Genomic DNA, 24,538 nt, shown 5'->3' with positions numbered 1-24,538 from the left:
ATGAAAAACGGATCACAAATCCTGAATTTGGCTTACATATTCAGATTTCCGCTTATATATGATTTAGACAAACCGCAAACCTATCATAATCTCTCTAAAGCTCACTTAACTAGATGAGATTTACATTCCTCTGCATGGAAACAAGGTAGGAATTCAGAAAAAAGTAAGGTCTATTTAGTAGATTTGTCATCTAAACAAGAATTTACGCGATTAGGGGTAATTGATCCGGTTTTGGAAAACCGAAAATTCGAAGCTATTCAGATTTTGATTAGATTTAATTCACTAGTCTCACCTTAGATCACATAACCAATGAGTACCGAGCTTTTTATATCCCCCACATACATATCCTTATACAAAGCCATTGGAATCATATTATAATGTGGAAATACTGGATTTTTCAATCGGAGAGGACTAAACCATGGAACCTACCTATGAAAAGGGTCAATGGAAACAGCTAATTACCCTACTTAAAGCAACGGAACCAACCTAAATGGCTGTTCGGCCTTTCACTATTTCTTAGCTTGCTTACCACGATTGCTGGACTTGAATCCCATTGTTAACTAGTCAAATTATCGATAATTTTAGTTTAGATTCACTAAGCAAAGGAGTCATTGCAGGTATTAAAATTGCCTTTTTCCTCCAAGCAATAGCAGGGGGCGTATCGGTCTATATTTTGGCTCGGGTCGGACAGCATGTGATTGCTAGACTGAGAGAACGTCTCTGGGAGAAGCTACTTATACTTCCAATTCCGTACTATGATTCTCATGAAACAGGTGACTCCGTTAGTCGAATGACTAATGACAGGTGTAATTAAAGATTTAATTACAGAGCATTTGACAGGCTTTATCACAGGGATTATTTCTGTTGTAGGGGCGATCATTGTTTTATTTTATTTAGATTGGCCACTCACACTTGTGATGTTTTCAATTATCCCTATTTCCTTGCTGTTTCTGATTCCTGTAGGTAAGAGAATGACAGAAATTTCGAAGGGAATGCAAACTGAGGCGGCTAGCTTTTCTGCAAATATTACAAATTTTTTATCAGAGGCTCGACTTGAAAAGGCTTCAAATGCAGAAGAAAATGAATTTAAGAAAGGCCAAATAGGGATTAAAAAATTGTATGCATTAGGAATAAAGGAAGGTACGATACATGCCATCTTGTCACCTATTATTTCTTCCTTTATTATCATCATACTCGTACTCATTACATTATAGGATTTGGTGGAATCCGTGTTACATCAGGTGCAATGACGGCTGGTGAATTAGCCGCGTTCTTTATATACTTATTTCAAATTATTATGCCAATTACGCAAATCATCGTCTTTCTCACTCAGTTTCAGAAAACAGTCGGAGCTACTGAAAAAGTGTTGTCCATTCTTAATCTTGAAGAAGAAAAATTACATGAGGGGAAGTCTGTCACGCTCAAGGAGCAGGCACTGCATTTCAAAGGGATTTCATTTGGATACGATTCCTCTGAAACCATCTTAAAAGATATAAACCTTACAGCTGAAAAGGGGAAAGTAACAGCGATTGTCGGTCCAAGTGGAAGCGGGAAAACGACCCTTTTTTCATTGATTGAGCAGTTTTATCAACCTCTACAAGGTGAAATTCAATTTGGTAAAGAATCAATTACCAATTATTCCTTAAAGTCCTGGCGCGAACTTCTTGGTTATGTCTCACAAGATAGCCCTATTTATTCCGGAACAATCCGAGATAATATTACGTACGGATTACAAGGAGTCATCCCACAAGAGAAAATAAAAGTTGCTGCGAAAATGGCCTATGCGGATGAATTTATTTTGGACCTACCAAGCGGCTATGAAACCGAGGTTGGAGAAAGAGGAATCAAGCTATCAGGAGGGCAGCGCCAGCGAATCGCCATTGCAAGAGCCCTTCTACGAAGCCCTGAAATTCTAATGCTGGATGAAGCCACTTCAAGTCTTGATAGTCAATCCGAAATTGTTGTCCAGGAAGCTTTGAAGAACTTAATGATAGGTCGTACAACACTTGTGATTGCTCACCGTCTTTCAACAATTGTGGAAGCCGAACAAATTATTTTTTTAGAAAAAGGTAGGGTAACAAGTGTAGGTTCACATGAGGAACTATATGAATCACATGCACTATACAGAGAGTTTGCAAAACAGCAATTGAGAATTCATGATAGGGATGAGATATAAGAACTGATTGCTCTAAATACTTAACTTGCATTAAAATAAGTAAAAGGAATAAGTTAAAGGAGAATCAAATGTACCTAACCATTAAAGAAGCATCCGAGTACCTATCATTATCAGAATCTGCTCTCGAGCGATTAATTCAGGAACGAAAAGTACGTGCCATACATGACGGTGAGCAGTATATGGTTTATAAAGACCAATTTAACTCGCACATCGAGCAAATGGAGAAGTATAAAAAATTGGTAGAAGAAGTGTTAAATGAACCGATTCCAGAGGATATTGACATTAAGGATGAGGATTAATTATATAAATAGGAATAATTAGAAAGGGGAGTGAGCCAATCACTTCCCTTTTGATCTTTGAAAGAGAGTTGACTATAAAATAGTGGATAGTTTCTAAAGGATAAGTAGTTTTGGCCAATACAATGGGACTTTCTTCTAAAAACCATCAAACAAAAGGAGAATGACTAGGTTGTGTGGACAAAAAAACATTCTGTGCATGTTCTACACAAAATGGGATATCAACTTCACTTTTTCGCCACAATCTGTACTAATTTCTGTCACAGCCTTTCTAGGAAGTATGTGATACAATTCATTTACAAAGTCGAATCCTAGCTGAAATTGACTAGGAAATATATTTTTTCAAGTGGCTTGTGAAAAGATGAGCAATCTATATTTTTCATCAAGTTTGTGAATTACTTAACAAACTTCTATTTACTTGTGACACGTTTGTGAAATACTGAACAATCTTCACAATTCGTTTACAATACTCTTCCTCTATAAGGAGATGTGAAAACAATGAAGCTAAAAAGGAACATGATTTTACTTTCAACATTCATGCTTGCTCTCTTTCTAAGCGGCTGTGAAACAAATATGGTTGTTTTTGAGCCACAGGGTCCAGTAGCAAGAAGCATTATGGAACTGATCAACTGGTCCTTGATGTGGATGCTGCTAGTTATTATTGTTGTGTTTGGATTATTTATATTTATCGTTTGGAAATATCGTGAAAAACCAGAGAACATGGATTATGAGCCTCCAGAAGAGCATGGTAGCACGATGCTCGAAATCATCTGGACAGGTATTCCAATTCTCATTATAGCTGCTTTAACCATTCCAACGGTTACAACGTTATATGACCTTGAAGAGGTTCCACAGGGATTTGAGGAAAAGGAGCCGGTTACGATTAATGTGACGTCTGCAGACTGGAAATGGATTTTTAGTTATCCGGAACTTGGAATTGAGACTGTAAACTACGTTAATATTCCTGAAGATACGCCAATTGACTTTAAATTAACATCAGCTAGTACGATGCAATCGTTCTGGGTACCGGCTCTAGGTGGTCAGAAGTATGCGATGAGTAAGATGGAAACACAAATGTACCTAGTCGCTGATAACCCAGGATCTTATTTGGGTAGAAATTCGAACTTTAATGGTCGAGGGTTCACGGAAATGGAATTTGAAGTTCTTTCTCAAACTCAGGCTGATTTTGACGAGTGGGTAAGGGAAGTGCAGGATACGGCTCCAAAGCTAACGGAATCTGAGTATGAGAAGCTATTAAAGCCCACGCATTTAGGTCGGTTAACCTTCTCGAACACGCATTTAGAATGGGTGAATCATGCAGATGTTGATTCCAAATCATACACGAATCCCGAGCTATACCGCTATCATGGCTATCAAGGGAAGACCTTTGAATCAGATGATAACTACAAATATAAATCAGAAAAAGAACCAGAAAGTCAGGATGAGCATGTAGAAGAGGAAGATCCAAACGGAGGTGACCATGATGGGCATTAGATGGGATGAAGTATTGATAACTGGTGACCCGTTAATACTAGGCGCACAAATATCTATCCTACTCACGATGATTGGGATGGTTGCGGGTATTACTTATCTTAAAAAGTGGAAATGGCTTTGGACAGAATGGATTACAACAGTTGATCATAAGCGCATCGGAATCATGTATATTATTGCTGCGGTCCTGATGTTTTTCCGAGGGGGAATGGATGGTCTTCTCATGAAGGCCCAGATGGCCAGACCTGAGATGAAGCTTCTAGATGCGCAGCACTATAATGAAATCTTCACAACGCATGGTGTGATCATGATTTTATTCATGGCAATGCCATTCTTAATTGGACTCATGAATGTTGTCATTCCGCTACAAATTGGAGCAAGAGATGTTGCATTCCCTCAGTTAAATGCACTGAGCTTTTGGTTGTTTATGAGTGGAGCCATGTTATTTAACATCTCGTTTGTCATTGGAGGATCACCGGATGCCGGTTGGACCTCTTATTTTCCACTAGCAGGTAAAGAATTCAGTCCAGGAATAGGGAACAACTACTATGCCATTGCCCTACAAATCGCGGGGATTGGGACGTTGATGACGGGGATTAACTTTATAGTAACTATACTGAAAATGCGTACAAAAGGTATGAAGCTAATGCGTTTGCCAATGTTCTCTTGGACAACACTTGTTACTTCAGTCATCATTGTTGCGGCATTCCCGATTTTTACTGTTGCCCTTGCATTGATGATGTTTGATCGCCTGTACGGGACACACTTTTTCACTCTTTCAGGTGGAGGAAGCGATATGCTTTGGGCAAACCTGTTTTGGTTATGGGGACATCCTGAGGTATACATTGTTGCCCTACCTGCATTTGGGATATTTTCAGAAATCATTGCAACGTTCTCACGTAAATCACTATATGGATACAAGTCAATGGTTTATGCGATTGCCGGTATTGCGATTTTAAGTATGCTGGTTTGGGTGCATCATTTTTACACAATGGGATCTGGTGCCCTAGTTAACTCATTCTTCTCGATTACTACGATGTTAATTGCTGTACCGACTGGAGTGAAGATCTTTAACTGGCTCTTCACGATGAGGAAAGGTAGAATCAAGTTTTCGACGCCGATGCTTTGGGCATTAGCCTTTGTGCCGTGCTTTGTTATCGGGGGTGTGACGGGTGTCATGCTAGCAATGGGGGCAGCGGATTACCAATATCATAATACACTGTTCTTGGTTGCTCACTTTCATTATGTATTAATACCAGGTGTAGTGTTTGCGGTTTTTGCAGGTCTCTACTACTGGTGGCCAAAGATGTTTGGATATATGTTAAATGAGAAAATAGGGAAGGTTCACTTCTGGTTGTTTGTGATCGGATTTAACGTGACATTCATGCCGATGTTCTTCCTTGGCTTAAAAGGTGCGGTAAGACGTGCTTACACGTACTCTGCTGAATCAGGATTTTCTAGTTTGTTCTTAGTTTCCGGGATTGGTTCAGTTATATTAGCCATTGGATTTGCGGCATTTTGCTATAACATTTATTGGAGTATTCGCTACGCGGATCGTAACATCTCAAGTGATCCATGGGATGCTAGAACACTAGAATGGGCGACAGCTTCCCCTGTTCAGCACTATAATTTTGCAAAGCTACCAGAAGTAAAGTCAATGGATGCCTTCTGGTATATGAAGAAGACCAATGAAGGGTTAACATTAAAGGAAAGTGAAATTGAAGAGATCCACATGCCGAGTAACTCAGGATTGCCATTTATGATGTGTGTGTTCTTCGGTATAGCAGGATTCTTCCTAGTATTTGAAGCACATATTGCAGCGATAGTAGCAGGGGTTGGAATTATTGCGGGTCTCATCTATCGGTCATTTGATTACAACGATGGGTACCATGTAAGTGTGGATGAGGTTGCTAAAACAGAACGTACTTGGAGAAATGTAGAGGGAGAGGTGAACAATCATGTCAGCTAATGTGAATACAGCTTTGCCACTTGAATACCAATCTGAACAAAATCGGATGAATATACTTGGTTTCTGGATTTTCCTTGGTGCTGAAATTGTTTTATTCGCTACACTCTTCTCTGTTTATGGGGTCCTCGGTGAACGATATGCCGGGGGACCTACGCCTAAGGATATCATGATGGTAAAAGAAGTCATGATACAGACCTTCCTATTGTTAATCAGTAGTTTCACCTGTGGAGTGGCCATCTTTGAAATGCGTCGTAACAATCTAAAAGGCTTACTAATATGGCTCATTCTTACATTGTTATTAGGTGCAGGCTTCCTTTACATGGAGGTTAATGAATTTATGCACTACGTTCATGAAGGAGCAACGATGCAGACAAGTGCCTTTCTATCTAGCTTCTTCGTTTTACTTGGCACACACGGCTTGCACGTTGCAATGGGAATAGGCTGGGCAACATTGATTATCATCCAGCTGCTGCGAAGAGGATTAACGCCAGTTACCGCTCGAAAAACCTTTATCATTGGTTTGTACTGGCACTTTCTAGATGTGGTTTGGATCTTTATCTTCACATTCGTGTATTTGAAAGGGATGGTGGGGTAGATGGAAAAACGTTTTCCAATTAGCCATGTCTTTGGATTTATCACATCTATGGTTTTAACCTTAGTAGCCGCATGGATTGCCCTTAAAACATCCTTATCCTTTACCGTAATCATGTGGATAATAGGTTCACTTGCTGTCATTCAAGCAGGCCTTCAGCTGTTTATGTTCATGCATGTGAATGAGGGAGAGGACAAGAAGACACAGATAATTAATATTGGATATGGTGTATTCTGTGCCGTAGTCATTGTAGTCGGGTCAGTTTGGGTCTTGAACTCTGGGCATGCTGGGCATTAATAACGACCTTTTAGAATAACATATAACCTCATGAATGGGGCGGAGAATCACATGAGGGATGTTAAGTTGTAAAACACAAATATAATTGCAGATTAAGCCAAAAAAAGCTTGGAGAACTTTCCAAGCTTTTTTATTATCCAAAAGAATAAGAATCTTAGACAATCACTCGGAGATGAAGAACTAACTAAATGAGATACAGAGGTCCTCAGATGCCCGTGAAGTGAGGAAAAGCAATTGAGTGGTAACCAAAGGAATCTTTATTTTACGATCAAACTCTCTGCCTCGAATCGCTAACCTCTTGCATAAGCATTAAAAATAAACCAAATCCAAAAAGCAGCATAGAAGTCACCATAATACTTAGTCCAATAGAAAGAATGTAATCTTGTTTGATACCGCTTACAAAAAAGCTGCTTAAAAATATCATAAAGCCGACAACTAAACCTATACTTGTCATTCTTCTTCCGAAAGTCATAGTACGTAATTGTTTTTTATTCATCTTAGATCAACCCCTTATATACTATTCTATTTTTGTTCACAAATTTGTCAAATCTTTTTTTCGATTAAAGGACTATATAATGAAAGAAATGAAAGAATATTTACCTTTTATCCTGAAAAAATTTACATTCACCCGTTACACTAGATAAATAACCTCATTTCATAATCGACCAATGGAGGCATAATGAAAGAAACCATTGTCTTTATCCATGGATTAACGGGAACGAAAAGGGCATTTCGTAAACAGATTGATCATTTTAAAGAAGATTACAAGGTATATAGCTATGATTTAATTGGACACGGCCAATATATAGGAAAAAATGATGTTGAGTTTACCCTTGAACAATTGGTAAAACAATTAGAACGGATTTTCCAAGAAAATGGTATTGAAAAAGCTCATTTATGCTCTCTCAGTTATGGCTGCTATCCTAGTATCATTTTTGCGAATAAATGGAGAGAAAAAGTGCAGAGCATGTGTTGTATTGGAGGGCATTATAATTCGCCTTCCAGTTTGTTTAGTGTTTTCCAGGACTTCTGGGATAAGCGGAGCGAGCCCTATGAATTGTGGTTAAAGAAGTATACGAATGCCATTTACCCAAAGAATCGAATTCTTGACCCGTACGCCATTATTTCACGTAAAGTCTATTATCAATTTGCTCTTGATCTGAAACCAGACATCTTAATTAATGCAATTGAACATCGGCTAAAATATGATTTAAAAAATGATTTAAAACAGTTGCAGATCCCGATTCTTTGGGTAATGGGTGACCATGATCCTCTTTATAAATCATGCTTACAGGAACTTGACAAGATTAATCCACAAGTCTTTTATAAAGAACTTAAACATGCCGGTCATGCAGCTAACTTGTTTAGACCATATTGTTTCTCAAGTCTTTATGAGGAATTTCTGCAAGGAATTGTATTAGATAAACTTAGTTTCTAATTTGAGACTAAGTTTATTTTGTTATGGGAAGAAAGGTTTGTCGCTTCATGTAAAAAAAAGTAGAAAATTGTACCCAAAGTGGGTGAATTTTCGCTATAATTAAAAAAAGATATAATCTTTAGGTATCTATAAAGGAGAGACTAGTATGCGACAAACCAAACAGCTTAGAATTATACTTCTTGTCACAATGATTGTTGTTTTAGCCATTCTTTTGACCATCCTGATTAAAACAAAAGGAATCTTAAATGATACAGACTCAGTTGCACCATCAGAAAAGAAGCAGATAACAGTTATTACCTCTGATGTCATTGTTGATCAGAGTTGGGGAAGTCTAGCCTTTAAAGGGAAAGTAAAAATGGAAGAGAAGTACCCAGTTACAGTTGATTTGCATAGTGAGATTAACACAAAACCACTAATGGAAGAGACAATAACAGATGCAATAGATAAAGGATCAATGGTTATCATTGGTCATGGTCGTGAGTTCTCAGATGTTTTTACAGAACTAGCCCCTACATTTCCTGAGGTTAAATTTGTTACGGTACACGGTACAGCTGAGCATCCCAATCAAGCTGTTTATACATTTGATCAAGGGAATATTGAGTATTTTGCTGCCTATGCAGCTACACTAAAAACAAAAAGTAACACAATTGCTATTCTTGACGCGATTGATAACCGAGAAAATAACATAGAGTTTGAGACTGGTCTAAACTACTATCTTCCTGAATCAACTTATTATTATAGTGTGGTAGGAAGTAGAGATGATGGGAAAATGGCTGTCGAAGTAATGGACGATTTACTTAAAAAGGGTGTAGATGTTATTTACTCAAAAGGGAATGCCTATAACCAAAACGTTATAGATCATGCTAAAAAGAACGGAATCTATGTTATCGGGTACATTGATGACCAGTCTTACATGGGCAAGAATGTTGTCTTAACTAGTGTCCTCAATGAGGTTCCAGAAGTCTATGTAGCGATCATGAAGGATTTCTTTAGTGTTGAGGGTATACCAACAGGAAAAGTTATGTTAACTGAGGAAGATAAAGTGTATCGATTAGCACGATTTGGCTCAATGTTTACAGAAAAAGAGAAGAACCTTATTCAAACAGAAATGGATAAGTTTACTAAAGGTGAATTACCATTTAAAGAAAACTAGAAAAAAAGGAGGAGGATGGAAATGTTTAAAATGCTTCATAGAGTCTCATTTCGTAGTAAAATACTTACCATCCTCCTTTTACTTACTTTTTTACTAAGTGGTTTTTCTCTAATATTTGTTCAATCCATTGAAGAGATTAAAAATGTGAGCAATATAATAGAAACTGACAATATCCCCGAGTATCTTTGGCTATCGCATTGGGAAGAAGAGATTAATTTAAAAGAATACATTGTGAAAAGCTCACTTTCTAAAGCCAATTGCTGTGAATTTATGGAAGAATTTAATTCATTTATTGAAGAAGATCAGAGCCATCTTGAAGAAAAAAACGGTCCAATGCCATTGTCTTTAAAAAAATTTAAAACAGACATAACTCTACTCGACCTCCTCATAATAAATAATGTTCAAGGGTTCCTCAGTTTTAAAGATCAAGAAGGAGCAAAAAGCTATATTGCAGAAGAATATATTCCAAGACTGTCTCTCATAAAAAAGGAATTGATGATTGCTAAAAAAGAGACCATAAGCTCGTTACAAGGTCATTCTAATAGGTTTACCGTTATTATTGAAAACTCATTGTGGACATTGCTGTTTCTAACAATGGGAGCAATTTCACTGTCTATCTATGTGTCATTCCGCATTAGTGCTAGCTTATCAAAGCCCATTGATTCAATGATTCAGAAGGTAGATCAAATAGCGCAAGGTGATTATGGATTGACCATAAAAGAGACAAGTCAATTTGAATTACAACAGCTAACTCATTCCATTAATCAAATGTCTGTCCGGTTAAAGGAATCCTTCGAGATGATTTTGTCTGATAAAATTTATCGTGAACAAATTCTAAATTCACTACCTGTAGGTATTATTACAATTGATAATCGAAATGCAGATGTTTCAATCAATACTTCTGCGCAACAATTGCTTAATGTGGATGGGAAAGATCTCAAAGAGTTAGAAAAAGAATTCATTCTATTAGAAAACAAACCATTTTGGGATATTCTTTCTTCAAAACAAATCTGTCAAAATGTTAAAGTTCCTTTTTTAAAGAATGAAGAGACGAAACAACTCCTCCTATCCCAATCGGAATTAGTGGATCAATACCAAGAAGTGATTGGGAGAATTATCTTTTTTATAGATATTACAGAAACGGAAGAATTGGAACATAGGATTCATCAATCCGAAAAATTAGCACTTGTTGGAGAAATGGCAGCCGGTGCCGCTCATGAAATTAGAAATCCATTAGCCGTCATACATGGATTTATTTCCCTAATGAATGCTTCATTTACAGAAGTTGAAAGAGGGCAGTACCATTTAGCTTTATTGATGAAAGAAATTGAACGGATTAATTTCATCATTGAAGAGATGCTCCTTCAATCAAAACCAGGTGCACCGATCTTAAGGAGTAGCTATGTTGAAGACATTATTGAGGAAATTTTACCGTTAATCACTCAGTCCTTAGGTTTTGAACAGGTTGAATTCTCAATTGAATTAGAACGTTTACCATTGTTAGTGGATTCAAAGCAATTAAAGCAAGTATTCCACAATTTAATACGCAATAGCATTGAGGCTATGGAAGGTGAAGGGAAGATTTCTATCTTCTCTAAATCTACGAAATTATCCTATGAGATTCATATTAGAGACAGCGGGCCTGGAATTCCGTTTCATATTCAGAGCTCCGTATTCGATCCTTTCATAAGCTTAAAGGAAAAGGGAACGGGATTGGGATTAACCATTGTCCAGCGAATTGTTGAGAATCATGGAGGAAACATAGAATTAGTTTCCAGCTCACAGCAGGGAACGTCATTCATCATAACACTTCCAATAAGTGAACAAATGAAGAAAAGAGCGATATAAGAAAAGTAGCAAAGGAGTTAGTGAATTTTACTAGCTCCTTTGCCTATTTATTTATAAATCGTTAAGCTTAAATTTGTTTCTTAAATTTTTTAATGACTCTTTTGTAAATGGAAGTGAGGGGTATCTTGGAGACTAAAATGAAAAATAAATACCTAGACTAGGTGCAATAAAAAGAGGACTTCCCCTTTTCTTACATCGGTTCATTAGTAGAAAAATCTAGCTGGTATCCTGCCTTTATTACGATGATGGTCACTTTTGGATATGGATCAATCGTAACGTTTATCGTTATTTTTGGGGAAGAGAGAGGAATCGATCAAATTTTTCTTTTTTACTTAGTGAACGCGATTATGGCTTCGGTATCAAGACTAGTAACAGGTAAATGGTTTGATCAAAGAGGACCTAAAGGGTTAGTAAGTGTCTGTCCAGTGATTACGTTTATCGGAAGGGTGGGTTTTATCCTTTGCCTATTCCAACACTCTAATTATTGTGGCGGGGATTTTGTTTGGAATTGGTTTTGGATAGTTGCTACCGACCCTTCAATCATGGACACTATCTTAGACTCCTCCAAATCGGCGTGGGGTAGCAAATGGAATGTTCTACTCAGCCATTGATCTTGGCATCGGTTTGAGTGGACTCGTCTTTGGTGTTTTGGCACAGCAGCATAATGATTGTGATATATTTAGAGACGATTCCTCGGAAAATAAAGGGTAGTCTCTTTTTTGAATTTTCTAAGTAAATTATTTGTAAATCCAACCTATTTTTTGGTTAAATCCTTTATAATGAAAATGAGAATAATGTCGAAATTTGAAGTTTAGTTGTATAAGGGGAAAAGTAGATGTCTAGATTAAGTAAGTCAACTCAGTTAACTATCAGCTTTTTGCTCCTTACATTATTGTCTTTTTTAGGAAATTACTTTAACATCGAGCTGTTTTTAGGTATCCATTTCATTTTTGGATCGATCTTTATCCTACTAATCATTCACTACTTTGGGGTAAGGTTGGCTGTACTTGCAGCTATTATTTCAAGTTTGTACACCGTCTTTTTATGGGATAGTCCATTTGGTATGATATCAATTGTGATAGAAACCGCCTTGGTTGGTACTCTTTATTATAAAGTGAAAAAAAACTTAATTCTTTGGGAAGTTATCTATTTTCTTGTGATTGGTATACCTCTTTGTTTTTTATTTAGCTCTGTATTTGACGGACATGATACGCTCAATACAACAGTAATCATGCTAAAGCAAGGTATAAACATGCTTTTAAATGTGACAATTGCAAATCTACTTATTATTCTAATTGAAACTTCTAAGCTTGTTTACATAAAACGGAAAATTTCTTTGCAAGAAATTTTGTTGAACTTAATGCTAGCCTTTTTCCTTATCCCTGTTGTGTGCTCGCTCATCATACTAGGGAAAGGCGAACTTACTGAGACAAGACAAAGTATCAAAAGTCAAATTGAAAACACAACTCAAGAACTAGTTGTGAACGTTACTCAAAGTTATCAAAGTTCACTTACTCCTTTAAAAGGAATAGCCAGCAGAATTGATATTCTGGGTTTAAGCCAGTCTGATGAGATTTTCACCAATTTAATGCATGTACAGAGCTCGTTTCCAGACTACTATGCTATTTATGTAAGTGACAAAAAAGGAAATGTTTTACACAGTTACTCTGGAGATGCTCATACATATTATGAGTATGACTTTAGAGACAGTATGGCAAAAATATCAGACGAAAAAGATGGGCGCTACTTATCTGATTTATTTAAAATTAAGAATACAAATATTAATTCTGTTTCAATCACAGTTCCAATAAGCACTAGCGAAGCCAAGGGTTATGTAGTCGGGATTATTAAACCCTCTACATATGGTTTTCAATTACGTAAATCAGTAAAGGAACGCATGGTTGTTACTCTTGTGGACCGGGATGACAAGATTATTGAATCTACAGATCCTGATCAAAAGAAAACGGAAAAACTTAAACTGTATGATAGTGAAATCTTTTTTGAAGAGGATGACGGGCTTTCCTTAGAAGAATCAATTGCAACCCCTCAAGATTGGTCAAAACTGTCCTATAGTAAGATTACTGAAATTGGTGGAGAGATTCCATGGAAAATTCATGTGAAAGTGCCAGTAAACTTTTATGCAAATCAACTATATGATCAGTTTGTACAATTGTTTATATCAGCATTTTTACTTTCAGGAGTTGCCTTATTACTGTCTTATTTTTTAAGTAAATGGATTCAAAACTCCTTTACGAAAGTAGCAGGGTTAACGAAGGACGTACCAACGAAGATTGCTAAAAATCAAAAAATTGAGTGGCCAGATATTCGAATTACTGAAATTTCAAATATAGTTGGGAACTTTAAGAAAACGGAAAGTAAGCTGAGGAGTATGTTTAATGAGATACTTCAGGCAAAGCAGGAGCTAGAGTTTATAGCTCATTATGATCAATTGACAAATCTATTCAACCGAGCCTATTTGCTTAAGCGATTTGATGAATTGGTGAAGTCTGGCACGACAAACAAGATGGCTATCATTTTCATTGATTTGGATCGATTTAAAATTGTAAATGATACATTAGGTCATGAAGCTGGTGACTCTTTACTAATAGAGGTGTCAGAGAGACTTAGAGAGGTAAGTCGCGAGGACTATGTGATCTCAAGGCTTGGTGGAGATGAGTTTATCGTTTTAGTTCCTGTTTTTGAGAATGAATTGGAAATTGAATTTTTGGCAGAGAAGTTGGTTGCGATATTATGTAATCCGTTTAAGCTTAGAGGCAATGAATATCACCTTTCTGCTAGTATCGGTATTAGTATGTATCCTCAAAATGGAGAGGAAATCAATACGTTAATTAAAAATGCTGAAATGGCCATGTATTTTGCTAAGGAAACTGGCAAAAACAACTACCAGTTTTATAATGATGAGATTAATAAGAACATTATTTCAAAAATAGAAATGGAAAATGAATTAAGATTCGCGATAGAAAGGGATCAGCTTGTTCTGTATTATCAGCCACAGGTTGATCTGCAAACTGGTGAAGTGGTAGGAGTAGAGGCCTTAGTTCGTTGGTTCCACCCAACACTTGGATTTGTACCTCCAGCTACTTTTATTCCGGTGGCCGAAGAAACAGGTTTAATCATTCAAATTGGAGATTGGATTCTTCGAAAAGCTTGTTTTGATTTGAAGGATTTACAGAATCATGAATGGAATTCACTCACGATGTCTGTAAATATATCCATGAAACAATTTCTGCACAGTGAATTGGTTTCATCCATCCAGAATGCGTTAGCTGATAGCTATATAGATCCTGCTTACTTAAAGCTTGAGATTACAGAGAGTGTCGCGATGTCACAGCCAGAGCAAGTGATTACAAAACTTCATGAGTTAAAGAAAATTGGAGTGGATCTGGCTCTCGATGATTTTGGTACTGGGTATTCATCTCTAAATTATTTAAAAAAGCTACCTGTCGATGTACTTAAAATTGACCGTGCTTTTATCCAAGAAATCGTACAAGATAAAGATGATATGACGATAGTAAAAGCCTTGATAGAAGTGGCACATAGCCTTGATATGGTCGTCATTGCAGAGGGTGTTGAAACAAAAGAACAACAAGAAATACTCAAGAGTATCCAATGTGATCAGCTTCAAGGTTACTATTTTAGTAGACCTATACCACTAGATGAGATAAGAGACCTATTAGCAGGCAGACAGAACAATTATGAATTCAGATAACGTGGAGAAACAATAGAAATAGCATACGAAATCGAGTATGAAATCGCAAAGATTTGATACTCGTTTTTTTGTTGTTATATACTATTTAAACTTATCAGAAAATTATATATTATCATATAATTCTAATTATCTACTTATTCTACAAATTAACTTAGGTTTTGTATGGTTACGACAATAAAAACGAAAAACGTACAAATTGTCCTATATTAAAATACTTATATGTAGTCTTATCGTACTAGAATTGCAGTCTTTTTTTTTAAAAAAAGCAAATAGTATTGAAGTCACTTCAAATTATTTAAAAATTAGGCTAAAAGAGTTATGATAATAGGAGAGATATCGTATAAATTCAAGATATTAGGTTTGCTAAGTATTTTAAACAAGGCACTTACTCTTTTCTAAAAAGATAAAAAAGTATAAATTTTTTTTACTCAGGGTATTGGTCTAGCTCCAGCGCCTAGCCCCACGAGGTCAAATAACCTCAAGCCAAAAAGCGCCTTTATGGCTTGAGGACATTTGCTATGCCTGGGCTGAAAAAGGCGCTAGCGCTTTTCTTATTTGAAACATGTTTGGAGGTATACAGATGTTTAAAGCATTAACGTTTCTAAAGCCATATCGTTTACCCGTTACAGTCGCCCTTTTACTGATGTTAACGGAGTTATTTGTTGAATTGCTTCATCCATTGTTAATGGCGAAGATTATTGATGATGGAATTATGAAGAAGGATCTCACGGTGGTTTTAGAGTGGGGAGCCATCATGGTGGGGATGTCTTTTCTTGCCTTAGCTTCAGGAATTACGAATTCGTTTTATGCATCACATGTTAGTCAAAGCTACGGATTCGATTTAAGAAAAAGTTTGTATGAAAAAATTCAGTCTTTTTCTTTTGCGAATTTCAATGTTTTTCCAACCTCATCTCTTATAACAAGGATGACAAATGATGTCAACCAAATTCAGAACACTATCTTTATGGGTTTACGAATCATGCTAAGAGCTCCACTTCTTATTATAGGTGGAGTCGTGATGGCACTGATTGTCAATGCAAAGCTAGCATTTTTTCTTGTCATTACTGTGCCGTTCCTCTTCATGTTACTCATATGGGTAATGAATAAAGGTTGGTCGTTATTCCGGCTCGTACAAGAAAAATTAGATGCTGTGAACAGTGTCATGCATGAGAATTTGACCGGTATGAGATTGATCAAAGCATATGTGAGAAGAAAGCATGAAATGAACCGATTTATAACAGCAAATGATAACTTAATGGATAAGACTGTATCAGCCTTACGTTTAATGGAAACAACGATGCCCATACTTTTACTTTTAATGAATGCAAGTGTCATTGCAATCCTCTGGTTTGGTAGCTTTGAAGTGAATACAGGTGGGACACAAGTGGGGGAAGTTGTGGCCATTGTGCATTACGCAATGAGGATTACTTCAGCTTTATCTGTTTTTTCTTGGATTGTCATGGCTTTTTCACGAGCTAGAGCATCTTCTAATCGGATAACAGAGGTGTTAGAAACAGATATCGATCTAGTAGATTCTAAGAATATTAACACGGCTGCAAAAGTAGATAAAGGCAGAATTGAGTTTCAACATGTATCATTTCACTACCCAGGTACATCTGCAAATGTAGTAGAGGATATGTCATTTGTGGTGGAGAAAGGACAGACCGTTGCCATTCTAGGGGCTACTGGTTCTGGTAAAACTTCCCTGTTTCAACTTATCCCAAGGCTTTACGATGTCACAGTCGGGAAAATTCTATTAGATAATCAAGAACTACTCTCCATGAAAATGGAGGATGTTCGTAACCAAATTGGGTATGTGCCACAGGAGGCACTCCTTTTTACAGGCACAGTTAGGGAGAATATTGCTTGGGGGAAAGAGGATGCTTCAATGGAAGAGATTATTGAAGCGGCAAGAAATGCCCAAATTCATGACACCATTGAAAAGCTCCCACTTCAATATGAAAGTAAGCTAGGTCAAAAGGGAGTCAATTTATCTGGTGGACAAAAACAAAGACTATCCATCGCTAGAGCCCTTATAAGGAAACCTAAAATCTTACTTTTAGATGATAGTACGAGTGCATTAGATCTACAGACAGAATCGCGTCTCCTCGAGGCAATCAAAGAGTACACATGTACGACACTCATCATTACCCAAAAGATTCACACCGCGATGGAAGCGGACAAAATTCTACTTATTGATGAAGGAAAACTGTTAGCAGAAGGAGATCATGAAAGCCTCCTTTCGCATTCTTCTCTTTATAAGAAAATCTTTAACTCTCAATATAAAGAGGAGGGGAAACATCGTGTTCGAGCAGCTGAGTAAACCATTCCGCTATAAGCGAATACCTATTCATTTAGAAAAAAATGACACTCCTACAAAAAAGAAGCCCAAAGCAAAGGATTGGGTCGGAACCATTAAGAGGATATGGGGGTATTTATCTGTTAGTAAAAGCCTTCTTAGCCTAGTCTTTTTAATGATCATTGTTAGCTCAGTTTTAGGTTTAGTTGGCCCATTTTTAGTGGGTTTTGCCATTGATCGATATATCGTGGAAAAGGATACAGATCAGCTCTTCTTTCTATTGATCTGGTTAATGGCTGTTTATCTTATGTATTCAGTATCACTTTGGCTGCAAAACATATGGATGATTGGGATTGCACAGAAAACAGTCTCTACAATGAGAAACCAGCTTTTTCAACATCTTCATGAGCTACCGATTCGATTCTTCGATAAAAGGCAGCATGGGGAATTGATGAGCCGTATTACGAATGATATTGAAAATGTAAGCTCCACGTTGAACAGTTCTGTCATTCAAATATTTTCTAGCATACTTACTCTAATTGGAACAATCTCCGTTATGTTTTGGCTAAGTCCTTCATTAACTATGATCACGTTGACCATTATTCCAGCTATGTTCTATGGTTTGAAATGGATCACAAAACGAACGGGGAAATTGTTTAAAGAGTCACAGAGAAATTTAGGTGAACTCAATGGATTTATTGAAGAAACGATTTCAGGTCAGCGCATCGTCAAGACATTTTCTCAAGAAACTAGAGTAATGAATGAGTTTATTGAAAAAAGCGAGAGGCTTAAGGGCACTGCATTCTGGGCTCAAACCTTTACTGGATTTATACCAAAACTAATGAATTTTTTAAATAATTTAATCTTTGCCATTATTGCGTGTGTGGGAGGGATCTTTGCTCTCAATCAATGGATTACGATTGGAGCTATTGTTATTTTCACCGAGTATTCTAGACAGTTCACTAGACCTTTAAATGATCTAGCCAATCAGTTTAATACATTATTGTCAGCAGTTGCCGGAGCAGAGCGAGTCTTTGAGATTTTGGATGAAGAGCTTGAAGAAGTAGACGAATCGAATGCATCAGAGCTTACTGAAGTAAGGGGAGAAGTGGAGTTTATAGAGGCATCTTTCTCTTATGAGCAGGGTGAGGATACAGTTCGGGACTTAACTTTTCACGTGTCTCCAGGTCAAACGGTTGCTTTAGTTGGTCCGACAGGCGCGGGTAAGACTACGGTTATTAACCTTTTATCAAGATTTTATGAGTTAGAAAAGGGCAGTATTTTTATTGATGGGAAAGATCTTACTAAGATTACACGCGGGAGTATTCGTCAGCATATGGGTTTTGTTTTACAGGATTCTTTTTTGTTTGAAGGCACCATTTTAGAAAATATTCGATATGGAAAACTAGATGCCACAGATGAGGAAGTGGTTCAAGCAGCTAAACTAGCCAATGCCCATTCCTTCATTATGAAGCTACCCAATGCATACAACATGAAATTAAAACATGAAGGTAGCGGAATTAGCCAAGGTCAACGTCAGTTATTATCGATTGCGAGAGCCGTTCTTGCCAAACCATCCATTCTACTATTGGACGAGGCAACAAGTAGCATCGATACCATTACCGAAATAAAAATTCAAGAAGCACTTCAGGAGCTAATGAAAGGAAGAACAAGCTTTGTCATTGCCCACAGACTGAATACAATTCAAAGTGCCGATCTAATACTTGTGTTAAAGGATGGACAAATTATTGAAAAGGGAACACATCAAGAGCTAATGGCGGAAAAGGGTTTTTATTATGATTTGTACCATTAGGGGACAGATGTCGCAGAAAACTGTATTTGCGACTGATGGACGTTCTAGAGTAATGTGTTGAAACCTTATTTCGCACATACAAAAAACATAATTGGGGGATGAAACGATGTCCCACTGCATAGTTTCAACTATATAGCCTGAAAACTTGGAGGGGATATTATGCCAATTATGAAGCTAGAAGATGGTGTGGAGCTCTATTATGAAGATGCAGGACAAGGAAAGCCGATTCTTTTCATACATGGAGTTTGGATGAGTAGCCGATTTTTTCAAAAGCAAATACCGTATTTTAGCCAGGAGTACCGAGTTCTTGCAGTGGATTTAAGAGGACATGGTCGTTCTTCCCATGTACAAAAAGGACACACAGTCGCTAATTATGCTCGTGATTTGCGTGCATTTATCGGCAATTTAGACTTAAAGGATGTAACTTTGGTCGGTTGGTCAATGGGTGCTTTTGTCGTTTGGGAGTATCTACATCAGTTTGGAGAAGAAAATGTGAAAGCCACTGTTATTGTAGATGAGTTAGCCTCTGATTTTAAATGGCCAGATTTTGAAATTGGAGCGTTCGATTTTCCTGCCTTGATTCATATAATGAGAGAAGTCCAAACAAATCGAGTGGAGTTCTTACATGGATTTATTCCTTTAATGTTTAAAGAAGAGTTAAACAAGCTCGATTTGGACAGGATGCTTGAGGAAGTTACAAAAATACCGGAATCCATAGCAAGTGCCATTCTCTTTGATCAATCGGTTGTTGATTGCAGGCCCTATCTTTCGGAAATTAAGGTACCCACACTTTTATGCTTCGGGCGAGAGGAGAAGCTCATTCCTGTAGCAGCAGGTGAGCACCTCCTCAAAAATATCCAAAACTCGAGGCTCGAAATATTTGAGAATAGTTGCCATTGTCCATTTTTAGAAGAAGCGGACTTGTTTAACGAAGTAGTTGATTTGTTTATTCGTTCCCTCGATTGAAAAATCGGGTGGTTCATTGGAACCACCCGATTTTTAACTTACTAGAGGGATGAGAGCAGAACAGGTTCTAACCTCTTCACCGGATATATGTCCTCAAATAGGCTATTAGCTTCTGAATTTTATTCATCCCGACTTGTTAAGGGTTTATATCCAAACTCCCGAAAGCTTCTTGCTATTTCAAAGTAGCCTTTTCCGTTTGGATGTATTTTGTCACTTGAGAGTAGATCATTCTCGCATCCTTTAAAAACGGAATAAATGTCTGCAATTTTAACATTTGGAATAGATGAGAAACCTTGAACATGCTGATTAAATGTTTGTACCCATGGATCAACTAAGGGTATAGAAGGAAACGGATTATAAAGATTAGCCAGTCGAATGATAAATGGGCCCTCACATTCTTCGATGAGTAAATCAAGGGATCGAATTAATTCCGTAAGATTATTAATACTTGTTGCTAATGCAGCATCTAGAACTTCTTTATCTTGATTCTGTATATAAATTCTCGCAGCTTTAATCAAGTCATTTCCACCTGCTGTAATGGTGATTATATCTGCTTGTTTAATTGCTGCCTGAACACAATTAGAGGTGAGTAGATTTACGACATCTCCCGTTGTTGCTCCAACCTTAGCATACTTGTAAATTTGAACACGTTTACCAATATCTCTTTCTACATTCCGCGCATATACCTCAACAAAACCAGGGTCAAATAAGGGAACGCCAACTCCAACCGTTAAGGAATCACCTAGCGCAATATATTCAAGGGCTGTATTTCTTTGAAAATTCATCACATACCTCCTAAAATAATATTCGACGATTGAGTTTCATTTGAAGATTCAGATAAAAACATATATACAAGGAACCAAAATTGACGCACAACACATTGTATTCACGTAGTACATCTAATGTTTCCCTTTATTTATATTTGCTCGAAATAACTAGTGAAAAGTAAGTTGAAATGGATTCCCTCTATTGTGAATAAACCTGAGATCACGCTTGCTATCAGGGGTGGTGTCATATTATGATAATGAAATTTATTCTATTCTATTAAACGGATTGAGCAAGTTGATTTAGCTTCAGGATGCACCGATTATTGAATAGAAAATCACGGATTTCTGTCATTGTTAGACCATACTCAAAGCTTCAGAAATAAGTTCCACCCATTCCTAATCCATGTCCTCTTAAATAATGAGATCCAGCTGATGTTGGTTGACTTTTATCAAAATTACCTCTCAGGATATTTTTAGTATCTCAGGCAGACCAGCTGTCATAGCAAAAAACGTAATGCGTGACTTTAGACCTGTGACACTTTCGCCCCAATTCTTGATTGGTTTGCCTTTTCCTGATTATGTATGAACCAATACTCATATTTATATGAAAAAAAATCGATACAAGTCGTTGTAGTTTGTCGATGTTCAAAGTGTAATAATTCTGTAACCTATTCTTTTCATTTTAATGAAATACATACTGTGAGTTGGTTTGACTGGATATTTTGAAGAAATCTACTTTGGTGAGAGGCACTAGCACACTCTCGTTCTATCGAAATTTAAATAGAAAGAAAGATGGAATTGTCGAATTCAGTCCATTATTTGCAAAACTTTGTCTTGATAGGGAGTCTTAAAAAAACTGATTCTTTTGACTGCTTTACTTTTTCCAAGATAGTGAAGTATACTTAAACAAAATCCGTTCTTAATAAAGAATTATTTAAAAAGTATATAACCCTTTATTTATTCAAAAGCTTTTAACCGAAATACATAGCCTACCTATTTACAAGTAGAAAAGAAGAGTCGATTTATCTCAAAAAAGTTTGGTAAGGGGGAAATTAACTTTCATGCAGGAAAAGGGGAACTAGTTATGGACGGAAAGAAAATTAAGGAATTACGTTTAAGAAGAGGTATATCCTTGACTGAGCTTTCAAAAATCTCAGGGGTGTCCAAATCTTATTTGAGCTTTATTGAAAGAGGCAAGCAGAAAAACCCAAGTATAGATGTACTTGAGAAGTTAGCAGTAGCTCTTGGGGTTGATGTCTATTCTTTAATTGACAAGAAGGATTTTGATCAATCGGAGCTAGCTTATTTGGATAAGGAAGTACTTGATTTGGCATTGGAAATGACTAGAGCTAAAATAGATAAAGAGAAGCTAAGGAAATTGATTGAAATTCTTAGATGAGAGAAACTGTTAGCCTTGAATATTGAAAGGGGCTAACGGTTTTTTTGATTTTTGGAGCATAAATCATCCTAAAGGAGCTTTTAAACCCAATGGTTCTTTACTAAACACGAAATTGAAGAAAATAGGCAAAAAAGTAAGTAAAAAGGAGGAATGACGAGATAATACAGTGTAAATCTTCTTTATTAAGAAAATATAGCTGTTTTTCAGACTTATCAAATGATTAATTATGACATATACCCAATTTAAAATTTCGCTATAGAGAACATATTTCACTGGACGAGCAAATCTAAAAAAAAACGGGAGGCAACAAAATGAGCATTAAAAAGAAAGTTGGTTTAAGTTTAGCTTCAGAAGCACTAGGTTTATCGTTAATTGGTGGCGGTACATACGCATTCTTTAGTGATAAGGCAGAAACAACTTCAACATTTGCAGCAGGAACATTAGATCTAAATGCAAACCTACAACAATCATTGATGTTAGTAACATTAAACCAGGTGATTGGATGACTCGTTCTTTTGAATTGAAAAATGATGGAAGTCTTGACATCAGTAAAATTCTATTAATGACTGACTACACTGTAACTGATGCTAAAAATGACAATGCTGGTGCAGATTTCGGGAAGCATATTCAAGTAAACTTCCTATTAAATGCTGATAAGATTGATTCTGTTGTATTTGGTACAACTTTAGCCGAACTTAAAACGATGACTCCGGATGCAATCGAGAACGAAATCTTTATTAAAGCATTAGAAGAAAGAGGCAAGCTTAAAGCTGGAACATCTGACCAGTTGTATGTAAACTATGAATTTGTTGACAATAAGGCTGATCAAAACATGTTCCAAGGCGACAAGCTAGAGCTTATTTGGACGTTCGAGGCAATGCAAACTAAAGGTCAAGATAGATAATTCGATCAACAATGCAAGGATAGGAGGGTGATCCCACCTTTCTATCCTTTTCTCTTTTATTCTAGTTTTCTTCAGATTTGTAAGTTCCTTGCTGATGTGAAGAAGAGTAGAAGCAAATATAGAAATAGATTCTAAGTAAATGGCCATTAGGATGTGATAGTATAAAATACTTTAGATTAAATAAGCACAAAAGAAAGTATTCAACTAGTAAAGTAACAGCTCAAATTCTTGCGATTTGGTATATCATGCTTATTACATTTTCCTATTTAAATTCTGATACAAATGCTTATTTCTATGACAGCAATCAAATCGTCACAGTCATTCAAGCTGGCAATTGGGAAACTACTGAAGGTGAAGAAGTGGATCTTAGTTCACAAGAATTTGTTAGTGATGAAATAAGTACTCCTATCGAGGAAAGTAATTCGGAGCCCGTTTCAACAGAAGGCGAAGAACTGTCCGAAGAACCAAACGAACCAGAATCAAAGGATGAGAGTAGTCAATCTACCACTGATTCATTAACTGAGGAAACACCTATTATAGAAGTAGAAGAAGATAGTAAGACCAATGCATCAGATTCTGACAAAGCTACTCCACTATTAGATAAAGGTGAAGAAGAAGTAGAAGGAGAAGGTACATTAACTTCTAAGGAAGAATCGATCAATATTTCAAATGTAGTTGAAGATGGACAATAGTCAGGAGGGCGCAGAATTGAAAGGAAATAAAATGAAAAAGTGGTTAAGTAATGGTCTTACATGGCTTTTATATGGAGTACTTTTTATGATGATATTCGTTGTCGTTTCATCAAGAGTCACTGGGACTGAGCCGCAACTATTTGGTTATCAATTAAAAACGGTTCTTTCAGGGTCGATGGAACCAGGAATACAGACAGGATCTATCATCGCTGTAAAAGTGGATGAAGATATGACACGCTTCCAAAAAGGCGATGTTATAACGTTAAACAAGATGAAAATATTTTAATTACCCATAGAATCGTAGATGTAGTAAATTCCAACAGTGATCAAGTTATTTACAGAACTAAGGGAGATAACAACGATGGGGAAGATCCAAACCCTGTACTTTCTCAAAATGTTGTGGCCCAATACACTGGATTTACAATTCCGAGGGCAGGTTATTTTTTGAGTATCATTAATTCTAACAATGGAGCATTTATTTTTATTATTCCAGGACTTCTTCTTCTAGGCTATTCCTGTTTTACAATAATGAGGACAATTGCGCAAATTGAAGGGAAAAATGCATCGAATGCAGCCAATAAAAATGTTTAACATTTATTATGAATTTTGAAAGTGAAAATAAGAAGCGGGAAAACCTTTAATGGATAGGGCTTTCTTGCTTTTTTTGTTAGGTTATGAATAATGTAGGTTATAATAATAGGCTAAAAG

The 24,538-nt window shown here is 36.7% G+C and carries 18 protein-coding genes and 3 pseudogenes; 19 read left to right on the top strand and 2 right to left on the bottom strand.

Features of this window, described 5'->3' with window-relative positions:
* Nucleotides 1-418: 418 nt before the first annotated feature.
* The 6 genes and pseudogenes from ACOI1C_RS10395 (at nucleotide 419) to qoxD (ending at nucleotide 6,821) form a co-directional block, all read left to right on the top strand.
* A pseudogene (locus ACOI1C_RS10395) lies at nucleotides 419-2,176 on the top strand (ABC transporter ATP-binding protein).
* A gap of 68 nt (nucleotides 2,177-2,244) precedes the next feature.
* Entirely contained in the window at nucleotides 2,245-2,475 is a 231-nt protein-coding gene (locus tag ACOI1C_RS10390) for an excisionase family DNA-binding protein (RefSeq protein WP_422510466.1), read from the top strand.
* A gap of 495 nt (nucleotides 2,476-2,970) precedes the next feature.
* Nucleotides 2,971-3,966 (top strand): cytochrome aa3 quinol oxidase subunit II, encoded by a 996-nt coding sequence (qoxA, locus tag ACOI1C_RS10385; RefSeq protein WP_422510465.1) that lies wholly within the window; start codon nucleotides 2,971-2,973, stop codon nucleotides 3,964-3,966.
* Nucleotides 3,956-5,932, top strand: a complete 1,977-nt coding sequence (gene qoxB, locus ACOI1C_RS10380) for a cytochrome aa3 quinol oxidase subunit I (protein ID WP_422510464.1) — start codon at nucleotides 3,956-3,958, stop codon at nucleotides 5,930-5,932. The genes qoxA and qoxB overlap by 11 nt, the downstream gene beginning before the upstream one ends.
* Entirely contained in the window at nucleotides 5,922-6,527 is a 606-nt protein-coding gene (gene qoxC, locus ACOI1C_RS10375) for a cytochrome aa3 quinol oxidase subunit III (RefSeq protein ID WP_422510463.1), read from the top strand. The genes qoxB and qoxC overlap by 11 nt, the downstream gene beginning before the upstream one ends.
* Nucleotides 6,528-6,821 carry a cytochrome aa3 quinol oxidase subunit IV gene (gene qoxD / locus ACOI1C_RS10370; RefSeq protein ID WP_422510462.1) on the top strand — a complete coding sequence of 98 codons (294 nt, stop codon included), beginning with the start codon at nucleotides 6,528-6,530 and terminating at the stop codon, nucleotides 6,819-6,821. It begins immediately after the preceding gene.
* A 268-nt stretch (nucleotides 6,822-7,089) separates the two neighbouring features.
* Here qoxD and ACOI1C_RS10365 read toward each other — a convergent pair whose 3' ends face one another.
* Nucleotides 7,090-7,317 carry a hypothetical protein gene (locus ACOI1C_RS10365; RefSeq protein WP_422510461.1) on the bottom strand — a complete coding sequence of 76 codons (228 nt, stop codon included), beginning with the start codon at nucleotides 7,315-7,317 and terminating at the stop codon, nucleotides 7,090-7,092.
* Between the two features lie 183 nt (nucleotides 7,318-7,500).
* Between ACOI1C_RS10365 and ACOI1C_RS10360 the strand changes: the two genes are divergently transcribed.
* The 8 genes and pseudogenes from ACOI1C_RS10360 (at nucleotide 7,501) to ACOI1C_RS10325 (ending at nucleotide 20,068) form a co-directional block, all read left to right on the top strand.
* Entirely contained in the window at nucleotides 7,501-8,259 is a 759-nt protein-coding gene (locus tag ACOI1C_RS10360) for an alpha/beta fold hydrolase (RefSeq protein ID WP_422510460.1), read from the top strand.
* Nucleotides 8,260-8,404: 145 nt separating this feature from the next.
* Nucleotides 8,405-9,412: a BMP family ABC transporter substrate-binding protein gene (locus ACOI1C_RS10355; RefSeq protein ID WP_422510459.1), complete on the top strand. Its 1,008-nt coding sequence runs from the start codon at nucleotides 8,405-8,407 to the stop codon at nucleotides 9,410-9,412.
* Nucleotides 9,413-9,433: 21 nt separating this feature from the next.
* On the top strand, nucleotides 9,434-11,260 hold the full coding sequence (locus tag ACOI1C_RS10350; protein ID WP_422510458.1) for an ATP-binding protein: 1,827 nt from the start codon (nucleotides 9,434-9,436) through the stop codon (nucleotides 11,258-11,260).
* Between the two features lie 170 nt (nucleotides 11,261-11,430).
* A pseudogene (locus ACOI1C_RS10345) lies at nucleotides 11,431-11,944 on the top strand (MFS transporter); the annotation flags it as partial.
* A gap of 151 nt (nucleotides 11,945-12,095) precedes the next feature.
* Complete coding sequence (locus ACOI1C_RS10340; protein ID WP_422510457.1) at nucleotides 12,096-14,990, top strand: EAL domain-containing protein; 2,895 nt, start codon at nucleotides 12,096-12,098, stop codon at nucleotides 14,988-14,990.
* 580 nt (nucleotides 14,991-15,570) lie between these two features.
* On the top strand, nucleotides 15,571-17,313 hold the full coding sequence (locus tag ACOI1C_RS10335) for an ABC transporter ATP-binding protein (protein ID WP_422510456.1): 1,743 nt from the start codon (nucleotides 15,571-15,573) through the stop codon (nucleotides 17,311-17,313).
* A complete protein-coding gene (locus tag ACOI1C_RS10330; protein WP_422510455.1) occupies nucleotides 17,294-19,102 on the top strand; it encodes an ABC transporter ATP-binding protein in 1,809 nt (602 codons plus the stop codon). Before ACOI1C_RS10335 ends, ACOI1C_RS10330 begins: the two co-directional genes overlap by 20 nt.
* Nucleotides 19,103-19,261: 159 nt before the next feature.
* The gene (locus ACOI1C_RS10325; RefSeq protein WP_422510454.1) at nucleotides 19,262-20,068 is read left to right on the top strand and encodes an alpha/beta fold hydrolase; all 807 of its coding nucleotides are present in this window, start codon (nucleotides 19,262-19,264) and stop codon (nucleotides 20,066-20,068) included.
* 119 nt (nucleotides 20,069-20,187) lie between these two features.
* On the opposite strand, the gene ACOI1C_RS10320 is transcribed toward ACOI1C_RS10325, so the two are convergent.
* The gene (locus ACOI1C_RS10320) at nucleotides 20,188-20,853 is read right to left on the bottom strand and encodes a GDSL-type esterase/lipase family protein (protein WP_422510453.1); all 666 of its coding nucleotides are present in this window, start codon (nucleotides 20,851-20,853) and stop codon (nucleotides 20,188-20,190) included.
* A gap of 1,066 nt (nucleotides 20,854-21,919) precedes the next feature.
* Here ACOI1C_RS10320 and ACOI1C_RS10315 point away from each other — a divergent pair.
* The 5 genes and pseudogenes from ACOI1C_RS10315 to ACOI1C_RS10295 all read left to right on the top strand — a co-directional run bounded on the left by ACOI1C_RS10315 (nucleotide 21,920) and on the right by ACOI1C_RS10295 (nucleotide 24,421).
* Nucleotides 21,920-22,234 carry a helix-turn-helix domain-containing protein gene (locus ACOI1C_RS10315; RefSeq protein ID WP_422510452.1) on the top strand — a complete coding sequence of 105 codons (315 nt, stop codon included), beginning with the start codon at nucleotides 21,920-21,922 and terminating at the stop codon, nucleotides 22,232-22,234.
* Between the two features lie 311 nt (nucleotides 22,235-22,545).
* A pseudogene (locus tag ACOI1C_RS10310) lies at nucleotides 22,546-23,138 on the top strand (TasA family protein).
* A gap of 245 nt (nucleotides 23,139-23,383) precedes the next feature.
* Complete coding sequence (locus tag ACOI1C_RS10305) at nucleotides 23,384-23,830, top strand: hypothetical protein (RefSeq protein ID WP_422510451.1); 447 nt, start codon at nucleotides 23,384-23,386, stop codon at nucleotides 23,828-23,830.
* Between the two features lie 16 nt (nucleotides 23,831-23,846).
* Nucleotides 23,847-24,116, top strand: a complete 270-nt coding sequence (locus ACOI1C_RS10300) for a hypothetical protein (protein ID WP_422510450.1) — start codon at nucleotides 23,847-23,849, stop codon at nucleotides 24,114-24,116.
* The gene (locus ACOI1C_RS10295) at nucleotides 24,110-24,421 is read left to right on the top strand and encodes a signal peptidase I (protein ID WP_422510545.1); all 312 of its coding nucleotides are present in this window, start codon (nucleotides 24,110-24,112) and stop codon (nucleotides 24,419-24,421) included. The genes ACOI1C_RS10300 and ACOI1C_RS10295 overlap by 7 nt, the downstream gene beginning before the upstream one ends.
* Nucleotides 24,422-24,538 lie beyond the last annotated feature (117 nt).

The sequence above is a fragment of the Bacillus sp. DJP31 genome (assembly GCF_049310945.1).
Lineage (GTDB): Bacteria > Bacillota > Bacilli > Bacillales > SA4 > Bacillus_BS.
Note: the sequence above shows the minus strand (reverse complement) of the source record. Positions and strands in the feature narration are given on the sequence as shown.